Origin of the sequence: Vibrio sp. TBV020, assembly GCF_046056895.1 — a bacterium.
Taxonomy (GTDB): Bacteria; Pseudomonadota; Gammaproteobacteria; order Enterobacterales; family Vibrionaceae; genus Vibrio.
Map to the genome: position 1 here is coordinate 91685 of NZ_JBEEAQ010000004.1, position 17220 is coordinate 108904.

21 protein-coding genes and 2 pseudogenes are annotated in these 17220 nt (G+C 41.4%); 18 read left to right on the forward strand and 5 right to left on the reverse strand.

Annotated features, from left to right (window positions below):
* Positions 1-13 precede the first annotated feature (13 nt).
* Complete coding sequence (locus tag AAFX28_RS23645) at positions 14-205, forward strand: hypothetical protein (RefSeq protein ID WP_408691006.1); 192 nt, start codon at positions 14-16, stop codon at positions 203-205.
* A gap of 9 nt (positions 206-214) precedes the next feature.
* Positions 215-406, forward strand: a pseudogene (locus tag AAFX28_RS23650) (serine recombinase); the annotation flags it as partial.
* Positions 407-1616: 1210 nt separating this feature from the next.
* Here AAFX28_RS23650 and AAFX28_RS23655 read toward each other — a convergent pair.
* Together AAFX28_RS23655 and AAFX28_RS23660 are read right to left on the reverse strand one after the other, a co-directional pair.
* Positions 1617-1958, reverse strand: a complete 342-nt coding sequence (locus AAFX28_RS23655; protein WP_408691007.1) for a hypothetical protein — start codon at positions 1956-1958, stop codon at positions 1617-1619.
* A gap of 104 nt (positions 1959-2062) precedes the next feature.
* Complete coding sequence (locus AAFX28_RS23660) at positions 2063-2653, reverse strand: response regulator (protein WP_408691008.1); 591 nt, start codon at positions 2651-2653, stop codon at positions 2063-2065.
* 521 nt (positions 2654-3174) lie between these two features.
* On the opposite strand from AAFX28_RS23660, the gene AAFX28_RS23665 reads away from it, so the two are divergent.
* Together AAFX28_RS23665 and AAFX28_RS23670 are read left to right on the forward strand one after the other, a co-directional pair.
* The gene (locus tag AAFX28_RS23665; RefSeq protein WP_408691009.1) at positions 3175-3567 is read left to right on the forward strand and encodes a hypothetical protein; all 393 of its coding nucleotides are present in this window, start codon (positions 3175-3177) and stop codon (positions 3565-3567) included.
* Between the two features lie 398 nt (positions 3568-3965).
* Positions 3966-5270 (forward strand): anthrax toxin-like adenylyl cyclase domain-containing protein, encoded by a 1305-nt coding sequence (locus tag AAFX28_RS23670; RefSeq protein WP_408691010.1) that lies wholly within the window; start codon positions 3966-3968, stop codon positions 5268-5270.
* A 558-nt stretch (positions 5271-5828) separates the two neighbouring features.
* Here the strand turns inward: AAFX28_RS23670 and AAFX28_RS23675 are convergent.
* Positions 5829-6038: a hypothetical protein gene (locus AAFX28_RS23675; protein ID WP_408691011.1), complete on the reverse strand. Its 210-nt coding sequence runs from the start codon at positions 6036-6038 to the stop codon at positions 5829-5831.
* A gap of 463 nt (positions 6039-6501) precedes the next feature.
* On the opposite strand from AAFX28_RS23675, the gene AAFX28_RS23680 reads away from it, so the two are divergent.
* The 3 genes from AAFX28_RS23680 (at position 6502) to AAFX28_RS23690 (ending at position 7600) form a co-directional block, all read left to right on the forward strand.
* On the forward strand, positions 6502-6747 hold the full coding sequence (locus AAFX28_RS23680; RefSeq protein WP_408691012.1) for a hypothetical protein: 246 nt from the start codon (positions 6502-6504) through the stop codon (positions 6745-6747).
* Between the two features lie 410 nt (positions 6748-7157).
* On the forward strand, positions 7158-7367 hold the full coding sequence (locus AAFX28_RS23685) for a hypothetical protein (RefSeq protein WP_408691013.1): 210 nt from the start codon (positions 7158-7160) through the stop codon (positions 7365-7367).
* A 50-nt stretch (positions 7368-7417) separates the two neighbouring features.
* Positions 7418-7600: a DUF1737 domain-containing protein gene (locus tag AAFX28_RS23690; protein ID WP_408691014.1), complete on the forward strand. Its 183-nt coding sequence runs from the start codon at positions 7418-7420 to the stop codon at positions 7598-7600.
* 271 nt (positions 7601-7871) lie between these two features.
* Here the strand turns inward: AAFX28_RS23690 and AAFX28_RS23695 are convergent, their stop codons facing one another.
* Entirely contained in the window at positions 7872-8093 is a 222-nt protein-coding gene (locus AAFX28_RS23695; RefSeq protein ID WP_408691015.1) for a hypothetical protein, read from the reverse strand.
* Between the two features lie 540 nt (positions 8094-8633).
* Here AAFX28_RS23695 and AAFX28_RS23700 point away from each other — a divergent pair.
* From AAFX28_RS23700 to radC, 8 genes and pseudogenes are all read left to right on the forward strand, one after another.
* The gene (locus AAFX28_RS23700; protein WP_408691016.1) at positions 8634-9179 is read left to right on the forward strand and encodes a hypothetical protein; all 546 of its coding nucleotides are present in this window, start codon (positions 8634-8636) and stop codon (positions 9177-9179) included.
* Positions 9180-9191: 12 nt separating this feature from the next.
* The gene (locus tag AAFX28_RS23705; protein ID WP_408691017.1) at positions 9192-9449 is read left to right on the forward strand and encodes a hypothetical protein; all 258 of its coding nucleotides are present in this window, start codon (positions 9192-9194) and stop codon (positions 9447-9449) included.
* 10 nt (positions 9450-9459) lie between these two features.
* Complete coding sequence (locus tag AAFX28_RS23710; RefSeq protein ID WP_408691018.1) at positions 9460-9678, forward strand: hypothetical protein; 219 nt, start codon at positions 9460-9462, stop codon at positions 9676-9678.
* A gap of 273 nt (positions 9679-9951) precedes the next feature.
* Positions 9952-10290, forward strand: a complete 339-nt coding sequence (locus AAFX28_RS23715) for a hypothetical protein (RefSeq protein WP_408691019.1) — start codon at positions 9952-9954, stop codon at positions 10288-10290.
* A gap of 107 nt (positions 10291-10397) precedes the next feature.
* Positions 10398-11762, forward strand: a complete 1365-nt coding sequence (locus tag AAFX28_RS23720; protein ID WP_408691020.1) for a DNA sulfur modification protein DndB — start codon at positions 10398-10400, stop codon at positions 11760-11762.
* A 109-nt stretch (positions 11763-11871) separates the two neighbouring features.
* Positions 11872-12897, forward strand: coding sequence for a DUF6402 family protein (locus AAFX28_RS23725; protein ID WP_408691021.1), 1026 nt, complete (start codon positions 11872-11874; stop codon positions 12895-12897).
* Positions 12872-13321: a hypothetical protein gene (locus AAFX28_RS23730; protein ID WP_408691022.1), complete on the forward strand. Its 450-nt coding sequence runs from the start codon at positions 12872-12874 to the stop codon at positions 13319-13321. The genes AAFX28_RS23725 and AAFX28_RS23730 overlap by 26 nt, the downstream gene beginning before the upstream one ends.
* Positions 13322-13436: 115 nt before the next feature.
* A pseudogene (radC, locus tag AAFX28_RS23735) lies at positions 13437-13901 on the forward strand (DNA repair protein RadC).
* 35 nt (positions 13902-13936) lie between these two features.
* On the opposite strand, the gene AAFX28_RS23740 reads toward radC, so the two are convergent.
* A complete protein-coding gene (locus AAFX28_RS23740; protein WP_408691023.1) occupies positions 13937-14539 on the reverse strand; it encodes a DUF2913 family protein in 603 nt (200 codons plus the stop codon).
* Positions 14540-15489: 950 nt separating this feature from the next.
* Between AAFX28_RS23740 and AAFX28_RS23745 the strand changes: the two genes are divergently transcribed.
* The 3 genes from AAFX28_RS23745 (at position 15490) to AAFX28_RS23755 (ending at position 17205) form a co-directional block, all read left to right on the forward strand.
* Complete coding sequence (locus AAFX28_RS23745; protein ID WP_408691024.1) at positions 15490-15876, forward strand: hypothetical protein; 387 nt, start codon at positions 15490-15492, stop codon at positions 15874-15876.
* Between the two features lie 75 nt (positions 15877-15951).
* The gene (locus tag AAFX28_RS23750; protein WP_408691025.1) at positions 15952-16254 is read left to right on the forward strand and encodes a type I restriction endonuclease subunit M; all 303 of its coding nucleotides are present in this window, start codon (positions 15952-15954) and stop codon (positions 16252-16254) included.
* Between the two features lie 591 nt (positions 16255-16845).
* The gene (locus AAFX28_RS23755; protein WP_053441953.1) at positions 16846-17205 is read left to right on the forward strand and encodes a hypothetical protein; all 360 of its coding nucleotides are present in this window, start codon (positions 16846-16848) and stop codon (positions 17203-17205) included.
* Positions 17206-17220: the final 15 nt, after the last annotated feature.

Here is a 17220-nt window from a genome sequence, read left to right on the forward strand (position 1 = left end):
AGATGTCACTTACATGACTCAAAAAGAGATTGAAGAAGGGTTCGATGACAAACAAAAACAAAAGCGCCCGCTACGTTTGTGTTTAAGTTCAGAGAGAGAGGAGTATTTACTTCAATCCGTGCAATCTCATCCTAATTACGAACTCAACGCTTTACAGTTTGATGAAGAAAACTTCACTTGGTATGAATTGAAACGGGCGTTTTGAGTATTGCGGGGGAATAAGAAAGCCAAAGAGGAGGGCAAATATAAAGGGCGACAGGCCGACTCAGAGCGGCATGAAAAAATTTATCAGTTACGGGTTATAAATGGGTTAAGTATCAGTGATACAGCTAAGCTGACCAATGTGTCTGGTCGGACAGTCATTCGTGTCGCTAAGAAGTTGGCAAGTGAGCGCTCTATGGGTTAAAGGCTGAAGGAAAAACCTGGCAGGCTCAGGCTCGTGATGTGAAACTAGGCGTTCAAAAATGAGTCAGTATTAACGTTTTATCTACCCATTGCCTAAACAAACTTTGAGTATAGAGTTTCTGGTGAGTCAGTCGTTACAGGGATGTCATTGATTTTCTTTGATGCTTGAGAATTTAGGGGGCGCTATCTCTCGCAGGACTTGGTTGATAATGGGTGGGAGAGGGCTCTCCAGTGGTGCATGTCCAGGCTGCTCTCGCCATTTGTTTTGATAGGATCCAGCGGCCTCTTGATAACATAACGGGCAACAATGGTGCTTAGCAGAGAAATGGGCCTTGGGTGTTTGCTTAAAGGCATGATGGTGTTTTCGGCAAATGATAGTCACTGGTGTACGGCTATTCACGTATCGTACACGAGAGTAATCATAGCGCTCAGCCCATTTAAGGCGTGCTCTTTTGATGAATGTTTCATTTGTGTCTTTTGGGATAGGCATGACAACAACTCAGTGCGGTGAATGTAAGTCACGAAGGGCAGTATTATTGTAGGTGAGGTTGATAATGAAGCATACAAAGTGCATGTGATAGTGGTCTTAATTATAATTAGGAATTTTCTCTCTTTGTCTACTTTGTATCAAAACTATGACTTTAAGGTTTTAGGGGTGACTTACTGTCTATGGAAAACTAGGTAGCTAAGCGGAATTAGTAATGCCTGAGTTAATACTAAAACCAGAACTAAATATCACATTGCTGACGGTCCAGTCTTGATTGAATATCTTGAGAGCCTAGGTTTCAGCTTATCCGCAGTTAATGTGGACCAAGAATAGGCGATGTAATCAAGTCCGCGGGACTATGTTCTTAATTCGTTACTGGTAGGAAGGTAGATTCTTAAAGAAAACAAAAATTGAGTATCTCAATCACCTACCAGATTGAGTGGATAATTCAGAAGTAGAAATCCGACTAATAATGTACTGTCTGATCAAGGGTAACAGAGTGACAACTTAAGCAAAACCAGTAAAAATGTTGCCCTTTAGAGTAATAGCGTGTCAGCCTTATTGAACGTTTCGCACAACAGAACGCCTGTCGAGATATATTTTTATAAGGTGCTCTTACTGGATGAAACCGGTTCATTACCAACATTTTTACTGTATCTGTACACATCATAATGTCCTTACCTGTTTATATGAATTTCTGTTACTCAATAACCTCATTTTTGCTTTAGCTCTTGATAGCCTTGTTAAGAGACAAAGGTGATTTGGCGTTTTCTTTGTACTTTCGAGCTTGAGCTTCCCAAAATTGTTGTAACAATATTAAGAAATAATGACGTTGTTTTTGCTTCAGAAGCTGGAGCATCGCTTGCTCGAAGGTGTGTTCATGTCGGTTCACTTGATTGCGGATCTCACGCGTGTCTCTTGGACTTAATAAATAGATTTCTACCTCAATAATTTTTTTTGCTTCAGACTCGTTAAAACCCTGATCATTGAGTAGTTTCATGCACATATGATGTAACATATTATCTGGAATTAACTGTGCTTCGATGGTGTTCTTAGGTAATGGCATAATCGATTTCTCTTTCAATGTAAGTGGTGAGAATCCGTGCTCCGTTATTCCATGCTTGTGATAAAGTGAAAAATATTCTTTCCTGTTTGGTGTCAGTAAAGGCCTTATGCTCGTTGAAGTTCCATTATCTCGATAATGGAATTAGCGTTGTATTTTTCTAGAATTCTAGATTTGTAAGTGCTAATCGTCTTTGAGCTTAAAGATAATAATTCTGAGATTTTCTTGTTTGAGTAACCTTTAGACAAATAGCTAAGTACCACAGATTCACGCTCTGATAGGTCAGGGAACTTATGCATTGCAGCAGAACAGTGTTTGAATACCGAATACCCTCGGTATATCGCTAAAATGGCATCATTAATTAATGAAGTGTCTTCTGTTTTAAGTATGTATCCATTAGCGCCGACATTTTTGGCTGTATGGTTAAAGAGAGGGTTATTGTTTGAAGAAACAAATAGAACCTTACCTTTGTAGCCACCTTTTCGAATACGTTGAATGAAATCTAAGCCATTCCCATCATTCAAATCGACATCCAGTATGATCATATCAATATTCTGTTCACGAAGAATACGGTGTGCATCTTTTATCGAATCTGATTGGACAGAATCAGTTTGAATGTTGATGCTATTGACCATTGATATGAGAGTATGTCGAACAATGGGCTGGTTATCTAAGATAAGTGCTTTGATTGAGTTCATTGGATGTCCTCTTTGAATAGATTTGGTTAATAATCCTTCCTAGATACATTTTGTATGCTGATATAATAGGATGTGTCTTTATGAAAATGTGGAAAGGCATCATTCCAAATTGGAAACTTCATGTTTGGAGATGGTCTGGGGGCAGTTCCAAACTGAGCGAAACCGCTCGAAAAATAAACAAGAACCTAAGCTGATAGCTCGGTTTCAAGGTGCGTTAGAGCGATGGATTTAGTCATTTCGTTATGAACTCTGATTAGGTGTGGGCAGGAATGTGTCTTTTTGACGAATTACAAATCTTCGTTTATTTTAATATGAACTCCAACTGATTCACTCACAATACGTGAACACTAGTACTAATAATCGAGGTAACTTATCGGTTGAAGGTTAGGGGTAGTTCCTATTACTAGTTGATGAAATCTCAAATGAGTCATTGTGAATCCTAATTGAAGCGATCCCACTCGGGAAGCTTCGCTGAGAGTCTTATGCTAAAAAGCTCTTCAGCATGTAATTAGGATATTACTATGCCTGTGAAAACACTCCACATTCCATCTGAAACAAAGAAACATTACAAAAGCATCTCATACGAAACCCTACTGGTAAGTTGGCTGTTACAAGATGGGTGGGAAGTATTTGTGCCCATGATCGATCATGGAATGAAGACAGATGTCCTGATTTCAGATGGGAATAAGTTCTATCGTATTCAAGTGAAGTCGGTAGAGTGCTTTGATGAAAAGACTTTTATTAGTGCTCAATGGCAGAGTACCAAGATAGACTATGTTATCTACTTCTCAAGATGTGCAAATTGGGGATATATAACGCCACCTTTTGAGGGACGGAGAAGAGTCAATCATCGAGAGCATATAAGGTTTCACCAACATCCTGATAATTTCCGTAAAGCTTTCTACAAAGCTTAATAAAAATGAATCTGTAATACGAAGCTGATTAAGTGTTCTTTATTCAGCAATCGATTCGCCTGATGAACGCTATGATAGTTGATGACTTGCAGCTCGAAAATGCCCCCCAATTCGTTATAGAAAATACTCTTTAGGACTTAAAGGACTTGTGTTTGCCCTAATAAAAGTTATGTCACTCGGAGTAATTGAGCTTATTGATCAATCGGTTAATATAAAGGGCGTGCATTTTTAGAAATGCGACAGTTAGTCATCTAATAAGAAATTTATGAGTAATTTACAATGCATGGTGGAATCCAGTTAGTAATATTCCGTCAATTGAAAAAGGAGATCTTATGCGAAAAAAACTCTTTCAATATATTATACTGGTAGCACATTAAACTCACGGAAGAATTCAAATTATGTATGGTGTTGGTATAGGAACAAAAACCTCTACAGGTGGTGAAGTAGTAGAAGGAAACACTGGTATTAAACTCGATGACTTAGTCCCTAGTTCAATAGGCCATAAAGCAACTTGTAAATCAGGTCGTAAGGAGTGCCGCGGGATAGGTCCTATTGTAGCTGTTGGTTCAAGGAGCGTACATTTACCAGCTGGCCTAGCGGCAAGAGTCGGGGATTATATTGACTGTGGATGTCCACCAAACTCTAATGTCATAGTTGGTTCAAGTTCTGTTTCAATAGGGGTAGAAAAAGCTACAAATGGCTCCCATATCCTATCTAATTCGTCTTTGGGAGATAAAGCACTACATTTTAAGTCCGGAAAAGTGTTCGATACTGAATCTCTTTTATATAGTCACTCTTTTCAAAGAAGTGCTGATAAATACAACGTAATCATTGCACTGCGTTACCCTAGTGAGATAGGTCAGGTGCACTTGAAAGAAGGGCATCCATCGAAGAATTTTCATGTTAAAGCTAAATCAAGTAATTCAGGGCCAACAGCTGGGTTTATTCCCGAGAAAGCACTGTATTCAAAGAAGCAGCTTAAACACGATCAATATATTAAAGAGGCTTGTGACAAGGGCGCTAAACTCGTGCCACTAAAGTTGTCAAAAAATCAAATTAGTTATTTATCTGAGAATGAATTGCTTAAACTTCGTGGTGAAAAATATATCGCAGTTTACCATGATCAAGTCGTAGAATTTACTATTGATGGTAATGGGTATGTCTACGATGGGGTTAGGAAAGTTCAAGTGTTGACAAATCCGCCTGAACTTGGATACAGGTCATATGGGACAGTTGATTTGGATAACCCGATTACAGCAGATTATGATTTATTTGACTTAATTTTCAATCAAAAGCAATGCTCTGGAAATCGTCCATTAACAGTACCTCCTCGTTATATTCACAGTGGCTTAAAGAATCAAAGTACTTCTTTTCAGAGTGCTGTAAACTATTTCACAATCCCTAAGTCCCTAGGTGGAAATCAAGAGACCCCCGATAGAGGTAACACGTCGTATTTTGAAGATATAGTGATCGATGATCTCAATAAGAACTTTATATCTTCTGGCTATAAAGGTGGTGTGTTGGTTTGGCACAATGACGAGTCTGGAAATCCTTTTAGTCCGGGTTTTGACCCGAAGGATAAACCTGTATTTTTTATTCCCAATAGCTGTCCTCGTCAAGTTTACAGCAAGTCGGAATTATCATCTTTATACAAAGAGTTCCAGGAAGCAGGCTACCAAGCAAAACTAAGTTCTAGATTCTAAGTTAATATAAAGTAACTTAGTATAAAGTGTTAAAAGTTATGAGGTGTTTTTCTGATCGTTCAAGGTTGAGTTAGTGCTATTGTTCTAACTTACTTCTGTTCATTTTTAAGGTGGCTAGTGTAGTAGCCTTGTCACTTTTATAGCCAAGAAAAATACGTACGAAATTCAGTTTTCTCAAAGAACAGGATGAAATGTGAGCAAATCACCCAAACCGACAAAAAAGCAGAAACAATTTACTATCAACCTGAAAGGGAAGGGCATTAAGCGGTTACCTGAAGAGTTGAACATAATGGATATCCGCAAACGTATAGCAGAGAGAGTGGGACAAGGAGTGGGGTTAATGAGCTCTAGATGCCTCTCTGAACTCATTAATACGACGCTTTTTATTCACAAGTTACTGGGATAGAGACACACTGACAGGCTTGTTAAATCAGCTTAACTGTGAGCAAGCTTTGTCAGACAAGCAAATTAAACTGTGTCAAAGGCTGATACGAAAAACTAATTAAGTCTGTGTATTTATTCTTGACACTCCAAATGAACCATGCTTGCAAAGCAACCTCAGTTTTTGGTGTTATCAACCCAGCCTTCATCAAACGTAAATCGACTCAGCACCCGCTCCATTAAGTCTTTGATTTCAAATTGTTTAGCACCCTCTGGCGCATGATGCTCTGCTGAACGTTTAGCGTTCGTTAGATTCTTCATAAAGATAGCTTCGTTGTCCATCACGGTGTGTTTCGCGTTGAAGTAAATTACCTGATAGGTCGGCATAATATTAATTCCTTCTGTGGAGATGTGATGCTTTCAATATAGCACTGTATCGCACACTGATACTTTTTGGCTGACAAATGGCATAGTAAATGGAGTAGTGCGTGGTTACGGTGTGATGTAGATTATGGTAGTACTCAAAATTTGTTTGGATCTGTATAACGGGATTATTGGTTTACTAGGTTAAGATTAACCAACACTCTGACATCTTAATGTTTAAAGGTTAAGATGTCAGAAGTCACTTTTGATACCGTTCGCTACTATCTTGTACGAGATAGAATAAATTCAAAGTCTTCGCTTTCCTATTAATCCTTTCTTTTGTTGATGCCTCTTTGTTGAGGTTAATCTTGCACGCCTTGAGTTTTATCTATAATTAAAGGTATGTGTTAATCCGCAATTTACGTAGCTATGAGGTAATTACCTCATAATGGCTATAACTATAACTAAAACCGAGGGAGTGTTTTGCATGGACGCAAGAATCGATACCTACCGATTAACGTGGAATGTTGTAAATAGTGACGGGGTGATCCGACTTATGTTTGTCGATGGCGATGAGTTTTTAGAAATGACCTTTAAAAATGCCTCTGAATTTAATGCAGTGGTCAACATCTTACAAAACGAAGACCCGGTGTATTTCGATCGCACTGAAAATCTGATTTACACTGGAACCAGTTATGTATTTCAAGAATTAATGGGAGTGCAAGAAGAGTAAGGCGACGTAATTATAACAACGTAGGTTAGGTTGCCGCGCTGAAAGGTGCGGCTTTTTAACTCTGTAACGTCACTATTTTGAACCTTTCCCAGGCTCGACATCTAAGTATATGGGGCAGCTTTATGGCCTGTTGCCTTTCCTATCCCTTGGGGCAATATTGTTTCCTCACTTCAATAGTGAATCTCCAGAGCTTGTTACTAAGTTTCTAGGTTGGTTAGGATTGATAGTGACTTTGATCATACTGAGCTATTTTAAATGGTTTGTATGGTGAGAGTGTCCCCATTCTCGTGAACTTAAATGTTAATGCCATTAATTAATAGTGATTAAACATAATGGAAAGGATAGAACAATTAAGTTCACGATTTTACGCAGAGTTTGTGTATACAAAAGACGACCTTAGAGATGACTATATGGCAGAGTTTCGTGATTTTGATTTAGCAAAGTGGGAAGCTCCAAAACGTGCTGCTAGGTTAAGTGCCGTGGTAAAGAATTACAAAACATCAGAGATGCTTGTTTTGAACCGACAAAGACGTTTATCTATTTCAATGATTCGCAAGCTACATGATGGGCTTAAAATTCCATTGGATAGCTTAGTGAAAGAATACCAGTTGCTTAAGTAGGGGAAAGAATAATGCACACAGCAAAAATACAATGAAATATGGGGATAAAAATGGAATACAAATTAATTGTAAAAGTAACAGTAGAAGAGTTAGAGAAAGAAGTGAATATAAAATTGAGTAATGGCTGGGAACTGTATGGTAACCCTATGTCTCACCAAGGTGCATACGCTCAGGCTGTTATAAAAAAAGTCAAGATAGCAGGAAGAGAAACGTGTATTCTAAAATCCAACTAATTACAATAACCACATTGGTTATTTTAAGTGTTCTAGGTGGTGTGTTAGGCCACTATTATGATTCTGATATGGGGTTTGTGATCGGCATACTCAGTACTTATTTTGGGTTTGCTGCTCTATTAATTGTCACTGGTAAGGTTAAATTAAAGCGATAGCGACAGAAAAGAATGACAGGTTTTTCCATTTATAACATTCGACCAGAGCGGTATGTGTTGGCTGTGGATGCTGATACCAATAAAAAAGCCCTATCATTAAGAATAGGGCTTGTTAACTAATAGTAGATGGGTTGTTGCTCTGGTACCTCAGAGTATATGTCAGATAAGCGTTCACGTTTCTTTTTGGCCTTGCGCTTTTTGGTCGTTGATTGAGATGTATGTGTAGATTGAACTATCGCTTGTTCATGCTCTTTTGCCGCTTCAATAAAATCAGGGTCTTTAAGGGCCTGTTTACGTAACACGTTTATACGAGCAAGTCTTTCGGTCAATGAATCCATAGAAACTACCTCTATTTGCCAGTGACATCCCTATAATATCAAACCTCTTTAATATTTCCAAAATGCCGTTTACTTGGGCGTTACCCTACGGGCAGGGCTTTCCGCTTGTATCTTCCATCTATGGCTTGAGAGCTTCATCTCCCTAAAAAGCCACACGTGCCTTCCCAGAGCGTGAATCTCTAAAAGCCTTATCTGCAAGGATACCACTTCAATCCGGAACGCCTACGCTACTGCGTAGCTGCGCGGGGCGGCCTATCGCCTCGTCATGCTTCCTCGTTGCTGTTCGTCGTGCCTCCTCTCGTAAGAGCCTTTCACTGACTTTCATTAAGTTCGAGTAAAGGTTTGATGTCTTATGTGCCGGTTTTCCTTTCGACTCGCATCATTTGATGGTGCTCGCAGGCTGTTGACTATCCTCACCTAGAACCCTCTTTGCAAGGGTGAAATGAACGCTTCGCGCCCTTGCAAAGCGGAACCGTGTTTGAGGAATAGGACAGCCAAGCGGCTCCATAAAAGTGATACTCAAACAGAAGGAAACCCTATATGGCACAACAACACTCAACCCCAACTCTCTCTAAATTGAATTCAGCGACCAACGTCTCGCCGTTGGAGCACGAAAGCTCACCAAAAAATGATAACTCTTGGGCTTCATCACTCTTATCTACTCGTCGTCATGTGAAAGCCTTACGTGGTCATACGTCGTGTGGCGAAGAGGTGAACAGTGCGAAAGTGGATGTCAAACCTGTGGCGTCTTTGCAGCGTCTTGAACAGTTAAAAATGTTCAGTCGTGGGAGTAGCCCTTTGCAAAAAGAGGGCATCGCCAAGCTCAAAAGGCTGCGCCTAAATGACACTCTGAGAGAATTATTTCCTGATTTGGGTCAGCGTTCTTTTCAGCATCACGAGCTCTACGATTTGCTCACTGAATTAACCGCTGTTTGTTCGATGGGAGCGTGGCATCTCAAAGAAAATACGCAAGAAGTGGTTGTGTTCACCTGTTTTTATTCCGTCTTCCCTGGCTTGCGCTTTAAAAAGCAGGATAAGACGTACCGTTGTGTTGGGTTCAACTTCAATATCCGTCTAGCGTCATAGGGAGTCATGACAATGAAACTGAATGTCGATTTTTCAAACTTACATATTGCTACGGCCAAAATGAAAGGCTTAGAAGCTCTGGTTAATGAGCTGCGTAGACAAAAGGTGACGTATGAAGATGGCTTGGCTCAAGCCGTTGAGTTCACACGCAGTAATGGTGGTCATGTTGAAGAGCGTGAGGACAAGGTAACTCGATTAACGTTGAACGATTTTAGTGTCGATTGCTTTCAGCCTTATCCCGATATTGATGTGTTCTATTTCGAGTATTAAGGAGTTCGACATGAATAAGAATGAAACGCCTATTTTTGTTGTTGGTGCAGTGACATCAACGAGAACTCGACACACTGATAATCGCCAGAAAGTGACGGCCACTATCCCGAGAACGCAACTGAATTGTGAGTGTTGGGGACAAGGTTTGGTTCGTAACAAAGTGAACGATGAGCTGAGAAAGTTAGGGTTTAACAGTTGGTGTTATGTTTTGGAGTGGGTTTATGAATAACAGCACGATTCCAGTGACCTACGATACTTATGGTCGAATGCAGTATCACCCTGACTTTCATCCAAATCACGGTAAACCGTGGTAAACGACAGAGCAGAAGTACTTGATTGAGCGCTACGAACTGGATGGCCCTGAGCAAGTGAGCTTCGCATTAGGCAGAACTATCCACACGGTTATGGCCAAAGCTTGGGAATTACGAAAGCTTGGTGTTATGCCAAAGCCAGCCAAAGTCAAACCCCATCGTCGTATGCGGCGTCAAAACGGAGGAGCCGCATGAAGAAAGAGACTCGATCTAGTGTATCTGCGGATATCTCTAAACACGTTATTTGGGTGAACTCTACGGACTTCGAATCAACCGTTAGAGCCGCAAAAATCCATGAAATCTTGATTGAGGACTTTGGTTATACCGACGGCTCTATGCTCGAAGAGGGGCATTTAGGTAAAGGCGTAAGCATTACCGTTTGTGATAACACAACAACCGTGAAACAGATGCGTGAAGACTATGCCTATGCGAAGAAACAAGAGCGTGAGGTGTTAACGACTGATAAACATAGAGCATCGGCCAAAGAGTGGTTAGAGCAGCTTTATGGCGAATCCACATCAACCCATTAGTGATGAAAGAATTGGTGCGATAGCCCAACCGTAAGCTATCGCACCACTGGCTGAATGAACAGAAACAGCCAGAGCTCTAGTAAACCAAAAATGAATAAGGTGATCAAATGTCTGAATTTTGCTTTGAAATTCCTGCGGTACGTGGCATCCAAGCGGGCCGACCGTTCTTCAATATCAATGTGCCATTTAGCGTATTACAACGCTTAGTGGCTTTTGATACCGGTAATGTATTGGCTCGCTCTCAACGTGAAGTCAATCCAACTCGTGCGAAGAATCTTTCTACTTACATCCAAACATACTCGGATAGCTATATCCTGCCTTCGTTGACAGGAGCTATTGATGAGCACCCAGAGTTTATTGAGTCAGAGTATGCAAACGTAGGGCTGCTAAAAATTAATATGGACTCCGATATTTTCCTCTTTGATGGCCAGCACCGCACGACAGGCATCATCGATGCGATTAAGAGCGACGTCGATTTACGTGGTCATAATATTCCATTGATGTTGTTTGCAGGTATGACACTGGAAGAGCGTCAGCAAGCATTCTCCGATATCAATGGCCATACTGTGAAGCCAAGTGCCAGTATCAGTGATACGTACAACCAGCGAGACGACTTACCAAAGTTGGTTGTTGAAATGGCAAAAGAATTAGAGGTGTTCACGAACTTAGTGGACTTTGAACGTAATGTGATTGGTAAAAACAGCCCTTACCTTTTCCCCGTTAAAATCTTAAAAGACGCTACCGCTCGACTGCTGAGTGTGAAAGCGTCTGCCAATTTGAGTGACGAACAACGAGAAATGGCGAAGTCATTTTGGCAAGCTTGTTCACGTCCTCTTTTATGGTCAGCTTTTCGGAATTGGGAAGAGTCCGCGGAGGAGTTTCGTGAGGGGTACATCTCTTCTCATGGTGTTTTCTTAAATGCATTGGGTCTGGTTGGTCAATGTTTACTCGCACAGTATGGCCATGTTGTGAAGTTAGGGGATTTAAGCTCCTTGAACATCCGTCGTAATAGCCCTGAGTTTATTGGTCGATGCATCGATGAGGTGACAGGAAATATGATCAGTAATGCTACGGCCATCAAATTGACCGCGATTAAAATGCTGTGTCACGTTGGCTGTCCAGTCCCACCTGAGCTTCAAGCGCTAGAGCGTCAATATTTCCCTGACACTGAGTTTCCATCCGCTTCTGAGTGTAGCGCATTAAGTGAAGAAGAATCATTGAATGAAATGTTTGATGATGTTGAGTATCGATGCGTACATCTTTATGCAGGTATGGCTCGCGAAAAGTGGCCTGAGTTGAGTGAAGAGCAAGTTGAGAATCTGTGTGAACAGTATGAGACAGTTGTGATGGGGTTTGGTGAAACCTTGGAAAGCGCGAAACTAACGATTCAATGTGTGATTAATCGGGCCAAGAAACCCTCAACAGTACTCAGTACTATTCGAGCGAACTACAAAAAAGTGGTGCAAGAATAGCGGGATGAAAGAGCGGCATTGGCCGCTCTTAACCTCTTGATTGGGCAAATTTTTACCTGTGAAGTTTTGAGGGTAGACTTGCACATGTCAGTTATGCGTGAGGTTACATATGGATAAGAAAGCATTTGACGCTTATGCCAGATCATTCGGTCTTAAGCGCAAAGCCACATTAGAATCAGCAAAGCCCAATTTAAAGTACTTATCTTTAAACTCTAGGGTAATCAGCGTGAAAAATGACTCTCCCGAGTCGTCAATCAAGTCCGTAAAAGAACGCCTTGAAGCTCAGAGGTTAGAAAACATAAAAGCCAATGATGAAGCGTTCGATAAGGCTCAGTCCTCGATGAAAGAGCGTCCTTTTTCGGTTATCGATATTCCCGATGTAATGGAGCATAAACTTTGTTGGCCAAAGTCTGCGGAAGTGATGAGAAAATGGTTTTCATTGTCTGGTCGTGCCATGACCAAAGATGAAAAGGAAGGTCGTAGGCTTTATTTAGCCAGTCATACGGATACCACTATGTTTAGTTGGTCGTGGTTAGAATCGTTTGAGCGGGTTCAAAAGGCGAAAGAAGTCTTGTTATCTGGTGAGGTGCTGTGGTCAGAGAATGCTCAGAAAGAGATTCGACGCCTTGCGAAAGCAGCAGAATATGAGTTAGCGAACCCCATTATCGATAATAGTGCGCTAGAGATAACAGAGCTTCATGCTAACTGGCAGTTTCAGTATTCCAAAGTCGGATATGAGCTAGGGGCAGTGGATGATTTGTATGGCTCATTGGGTAACTTTGCCTTATACGCAGCCGTTCAAAAAGCTTATCGTTACGAAGAGGGTGGACAGTGTTACTTACGAGTGACTGAAATTGCCATTTATATGCGTGATACGTTTGAATTTATCGGTGTCCAATACTTAGGTCACTGGGATCATGAAGGGATGGCTATTACTATCATGGGAGGTGTATTTAATAAACTGGAGTGGAAGTGGCGACTGCCTGCTTGGAACCCTGACTTGGGTGTTGTGGAAGCATTTGGGAATCAGGAATTTAGAGAGTTCCGAGAAGCTTGTGGTAAAGGCGGTGACTTACTGCTGTTCTCTGACATTATAACGGTGGACGTTGATGAAATTATTAGAATTGATCTTTAAATGTTTATGCATTTCGTTCGGTGTTATTGTGCTACTCCTTCTTACCTTGTCGTTTTGGAGGTTATCAGGGTTATTTGGCCATGATTTGAACCAAGGTGGGAAGGCGTACTATGACTATGCTCCAGATAGCCAATATAAAGCCATGGGCGTCTATTTTCAGGGTGAAGTGGTAAGTTTTCAATTAGTGTTAAATCACAATGAAGACGTTATTTATGTTGCGAGGCTTTGGAGCGAAAAAGATGCACCTCGTCGAGCTCCGTTGTGGCTAGGCCAGAGTTTTACCAGTACTGACTATGATCGTGTCTCTATGTCTTATATGACGGAAACACCCCTTCCCGGGCCGTTTTATGAGCGTTGGTATGCCTGGCTGTTTATGACGGTTAGGAACGTCGATTTGGATAAGCTTGAGATGATCCCCGACTGATGGGGAGGGCGTTATCGCCTGAATAATGTGAATTGTCGTAAGGGTGGCCGTCAGAGGCCGCCTTTTTTGTCCTTTCGTTCTTCGTATCTTCCTTTGAACCGTCTACTCACAGAACCTGCTTTGCAAGGGAGGGCGAAGCCGCTACGCGCCCTTGATAACCAGAACCGTGTCAGTAGGCCGGACAGTCAGACGAAAGCGACATAGACAAAAAGGACATCGTTATGACTGCATCAAAGCTTACTGCCAAACTTCCCTAGCAGCGAAAGAACACGAAGTGTTTGGTGTCATCTTCCTAGATAACCAACATCGAGTTCGTACCACTGAAGAAATGTTCACAGGCACCATCAATGCCGCGAGTGTCTACCCGCGGGAAGTCGTAAAGGAAGCTCTGTCGCATAACGCAGCTGCGGTTATCCTTTACCACAATCATCCCTCTGGTGTCGCTGAACCTAGCCAGAGTGACCGTAGTATCACTCGCCGTCTTATCGATGCATTAGCACTTGTCGATGTTTGAGTCCTAGACCACTTCGTTATCTCTCACGAAGAGATCGTGTCATTTGCTGAGCGAGGATGGATGTAAACGGCTTCGGCCGTTTACATGCCTGAACACGATGATCAGGCTGCATTTCGTTTCACACCTAATGGATGAAGCAGCAAATGAACATGATTGGTTTCTTTATCCCACTCTTTCAGCTCACACGTTAGCTTGTTGAATTCATTGATCGTCTTGATGAGCTCTTGAGGGGTTGGAGAGTGGATGAGCATCGAGACTGGCGCTATCTGCATCTCTTGTTCATCAAAACAATGGTCTATGTGCGATTCCAGCATGTAGAGAACATCAGGTAAGGTCTCTTGTCCTTCTTCGTACACCTTAGAGTCGATACCCACTTCGTCGTTCAGGTAGACAAGCAATTCAATCAGTTTACTTAAGTCAGTTGGCTTATGGCTTTTTGAAAGCCCATTGAGCTCGTACAGTCTTTTTTCCAGATTGCCTTGTTTTGATTTCGCAATATTGAGCATCAAGCGAAGGTCTTTTTTAAGGCACGAAAAAGCTTTGTCTTTCAGTTTCGGCTTTAAATATTTAGCGAGTATGTCATTACGTTTAGATACTGGTACAAAGCGAGGGCTCATCGATACCGTCAAGAGCAGGTGGAGTAGGGCATTTAGAATAAGTGCGTGAAAGGTTCGGTAATAGTGTAAGTCTTTAGTGTCTGACATCTGATCTCAGTAAAAATAGTTATTTCCTGAGTTTATATAAGGTCATTAGTTTGTTTTTCAATCGTTCTCATCATGGTTTTGAGTCAAAGTAACCGTTTAAAGAGAGTTTTTATCGGGTGTTACCCTTCGGGCAGGGCTTTACGCTTGTATCTTTCATCTATGGACTAAGACCGTCATCGCCCCGAAACGTCACAAGTGCCGTCCCTAGTCGTGTCGCTCTACAGTCCCTATCTAAAAGGATATCGCTGCAATCCTGAACGCCTACGCTACTGCGTAGCTGCCTACCGCCTCGTCATGCTTCCTCGTTGCCGTTCGTCGTGCCTCCTCTCGTAAGAGCCTTTCACTGACTTCCATTAAGTTCGAGTAAGGGCTTGATGTCTTATGTGCCGGTTTTCCTTTCGACTCGCATCATTTGATGGTGCTCGCAGGCTGTTGACTATCTTCACCCAGAACCCTCTTTGCAAGGGTAAAATGAACGCTTCGCGCCCTTGCAAAGCGGAACCGTGTTTGAGGAATAGGACAGCCAAGCGGCTCCATAAAAGTGATACTCAAACAGAAGGAAACCCCTTATGGCACAACAACATTCAACCCCAACTCTCTCTAAATTGAATTCAGCGACCAACGTCTCGCCGTTGGAGCACGAAAGCTCACCAAAAAATGATATCTCTTGTCCTGTGCTTAATCGGCTATGACCCGTCAGAGATCGTCAAGGTGGAGCTACGTGTTGAACATTTTGGCTCATGGGAGACACCTCGTGAGCAGTGGAAAGTTGGATTTCAATTGATGGCCATTGAGTCTAACGGTAATGAAAAACACGTTAAGAGTTTTCTACCTTCGCAGTTCTCCGTCTCTGTGATAAAGGCGATAAAAAAAGAGTGTAACGAAATTGCAAAGGCACTTTCTGCAACTCTTATAGATACCACCATTAATTTTAATATGAGGTCTAAGCGATGAAATATTTATCAGATTACACCCAACAAGCGCAAACAGATTTATTTGACGAACTCGGCGCATTTTTCGCTTTTTCTAATCAGCAGTTCGACAAGGCCAAGAAAAAAGGCGTTGAATATGTCTCGCTTGGGATGGGAATGATTGTACCTAAAAGCAACGCTAAAAGTTTAGTGGTTCGTTTAGATGAAATTCAAAAGGAGGGCATTAAGCAAGATATTGCCGAAAATGGTAAAGAAGCGATTATTCGCCGTGAGCTATTCAACCACGAATGTTTCTACACCAATGATATTTGTGACTGTGTAGAGAAACTCGAAGAGTATGGCTATTCATACGACGATATTTATCAGGTATTTAGCCACATCAGAAAAACAGAAAACATTGATTAGTCCAAAAAGCGCCTTGATATTTGCAGCCACAAATATCAAGGCATGTTCAAATTAACAACATTGGAGTTTCATTAAATGAACGCCTTAAATATTACAGTAAATAATGAAGATGTCAAAGCAACAGCGTATGTTTGTACGGCTATACCGTTCGAACTTGGTAAAGCAGTAATGACGCTAGGGGTTGCTGATATAATTGAAAATAATATTAGCTCTGAGGGAAGCTTAGGTATTGCACTTGTCCGTCATAAAAGTGGGGACTGGGGTAATATCTGTGTTGAGGATAAAATCACGAATGATGAAGCCACTCGAATAGGTTATCTGAATACTCATTATGTGGTGAGCGCATTTGGGTCATTACTGAGAGAGACCGAAGCGTGACTACGGTTTTATTTCTCCCCAGACTTTAAATAAAAGCATTTGCACCAAGGTGGTGCAAATGGCTTCTTCCTGATCGCCTTTCCAGTCCTGGCACACGTTGCCTGTTCATCCCGTTTCAATCGCCACCGTTCGGCTTCTGCTTCGCTCTGGATGAAAATTCCCCGCACAGAATTGTGAGCCAATGGACGATCATTGTTAGCGTCGTAGGGTCTTCGATTAAGGACCACACCCCACGGCGGATTGATTTTCAATCCGAATGGTTGTCTGTGGAAAAGATAAAGACTTAAAAAACAATGAGATAGTACGCTCCAGTACTTAATCTGGAATGGTGAAAAAATTTTCAAATTCTTCACTAAAATTTGGAATGAATGTTAATTGAAAATAATGTAGCTGTATTGCATTGTTATTTAGCCCTTTACTGGTAAGGGCTATCGGCCAATTAAATACAAAATCATTACTATTGTATTTAATGTGTATTTAACCCTTATCTACCAAGGCTTGAAGGATAATTCTGATCCTTTGTGTATTAAGATGTTATTTGAAAGTTATTGTAATATATTATCTATTTCTAACAGGCAAAGGGAGTGGATCATGGCGAGAAGTCGAGTGTTACAAGCCTCCATTAAGGGAAAATTGGAGACCGATTTTGATACCTACCAGCAAAGAGAAAAGCTTAGCGATGCGGAAGCGGTGCGCGATCTTTTGAGCTTTGCTTTGCGGATCAAGTTGAATGATAGCGATGATGATCGTCCTTCGAATAGAGAGTTACTGGAAGAAACGTATCGTCGTATTAGGCAGATGCAAGGCACAGTAAATTTGGATTATACGCAAGGTTTCGATGGTGAAGCGTTTTATCGGAATAAGCCTGAAGCAAATGAAATGCGTAATGCAGTGACCGCGGATGTTAATAATAAAGTCGATGAGTATCTTGAAGGCAAAAAAAAAGGGTAGCCAATGGCTACCCTT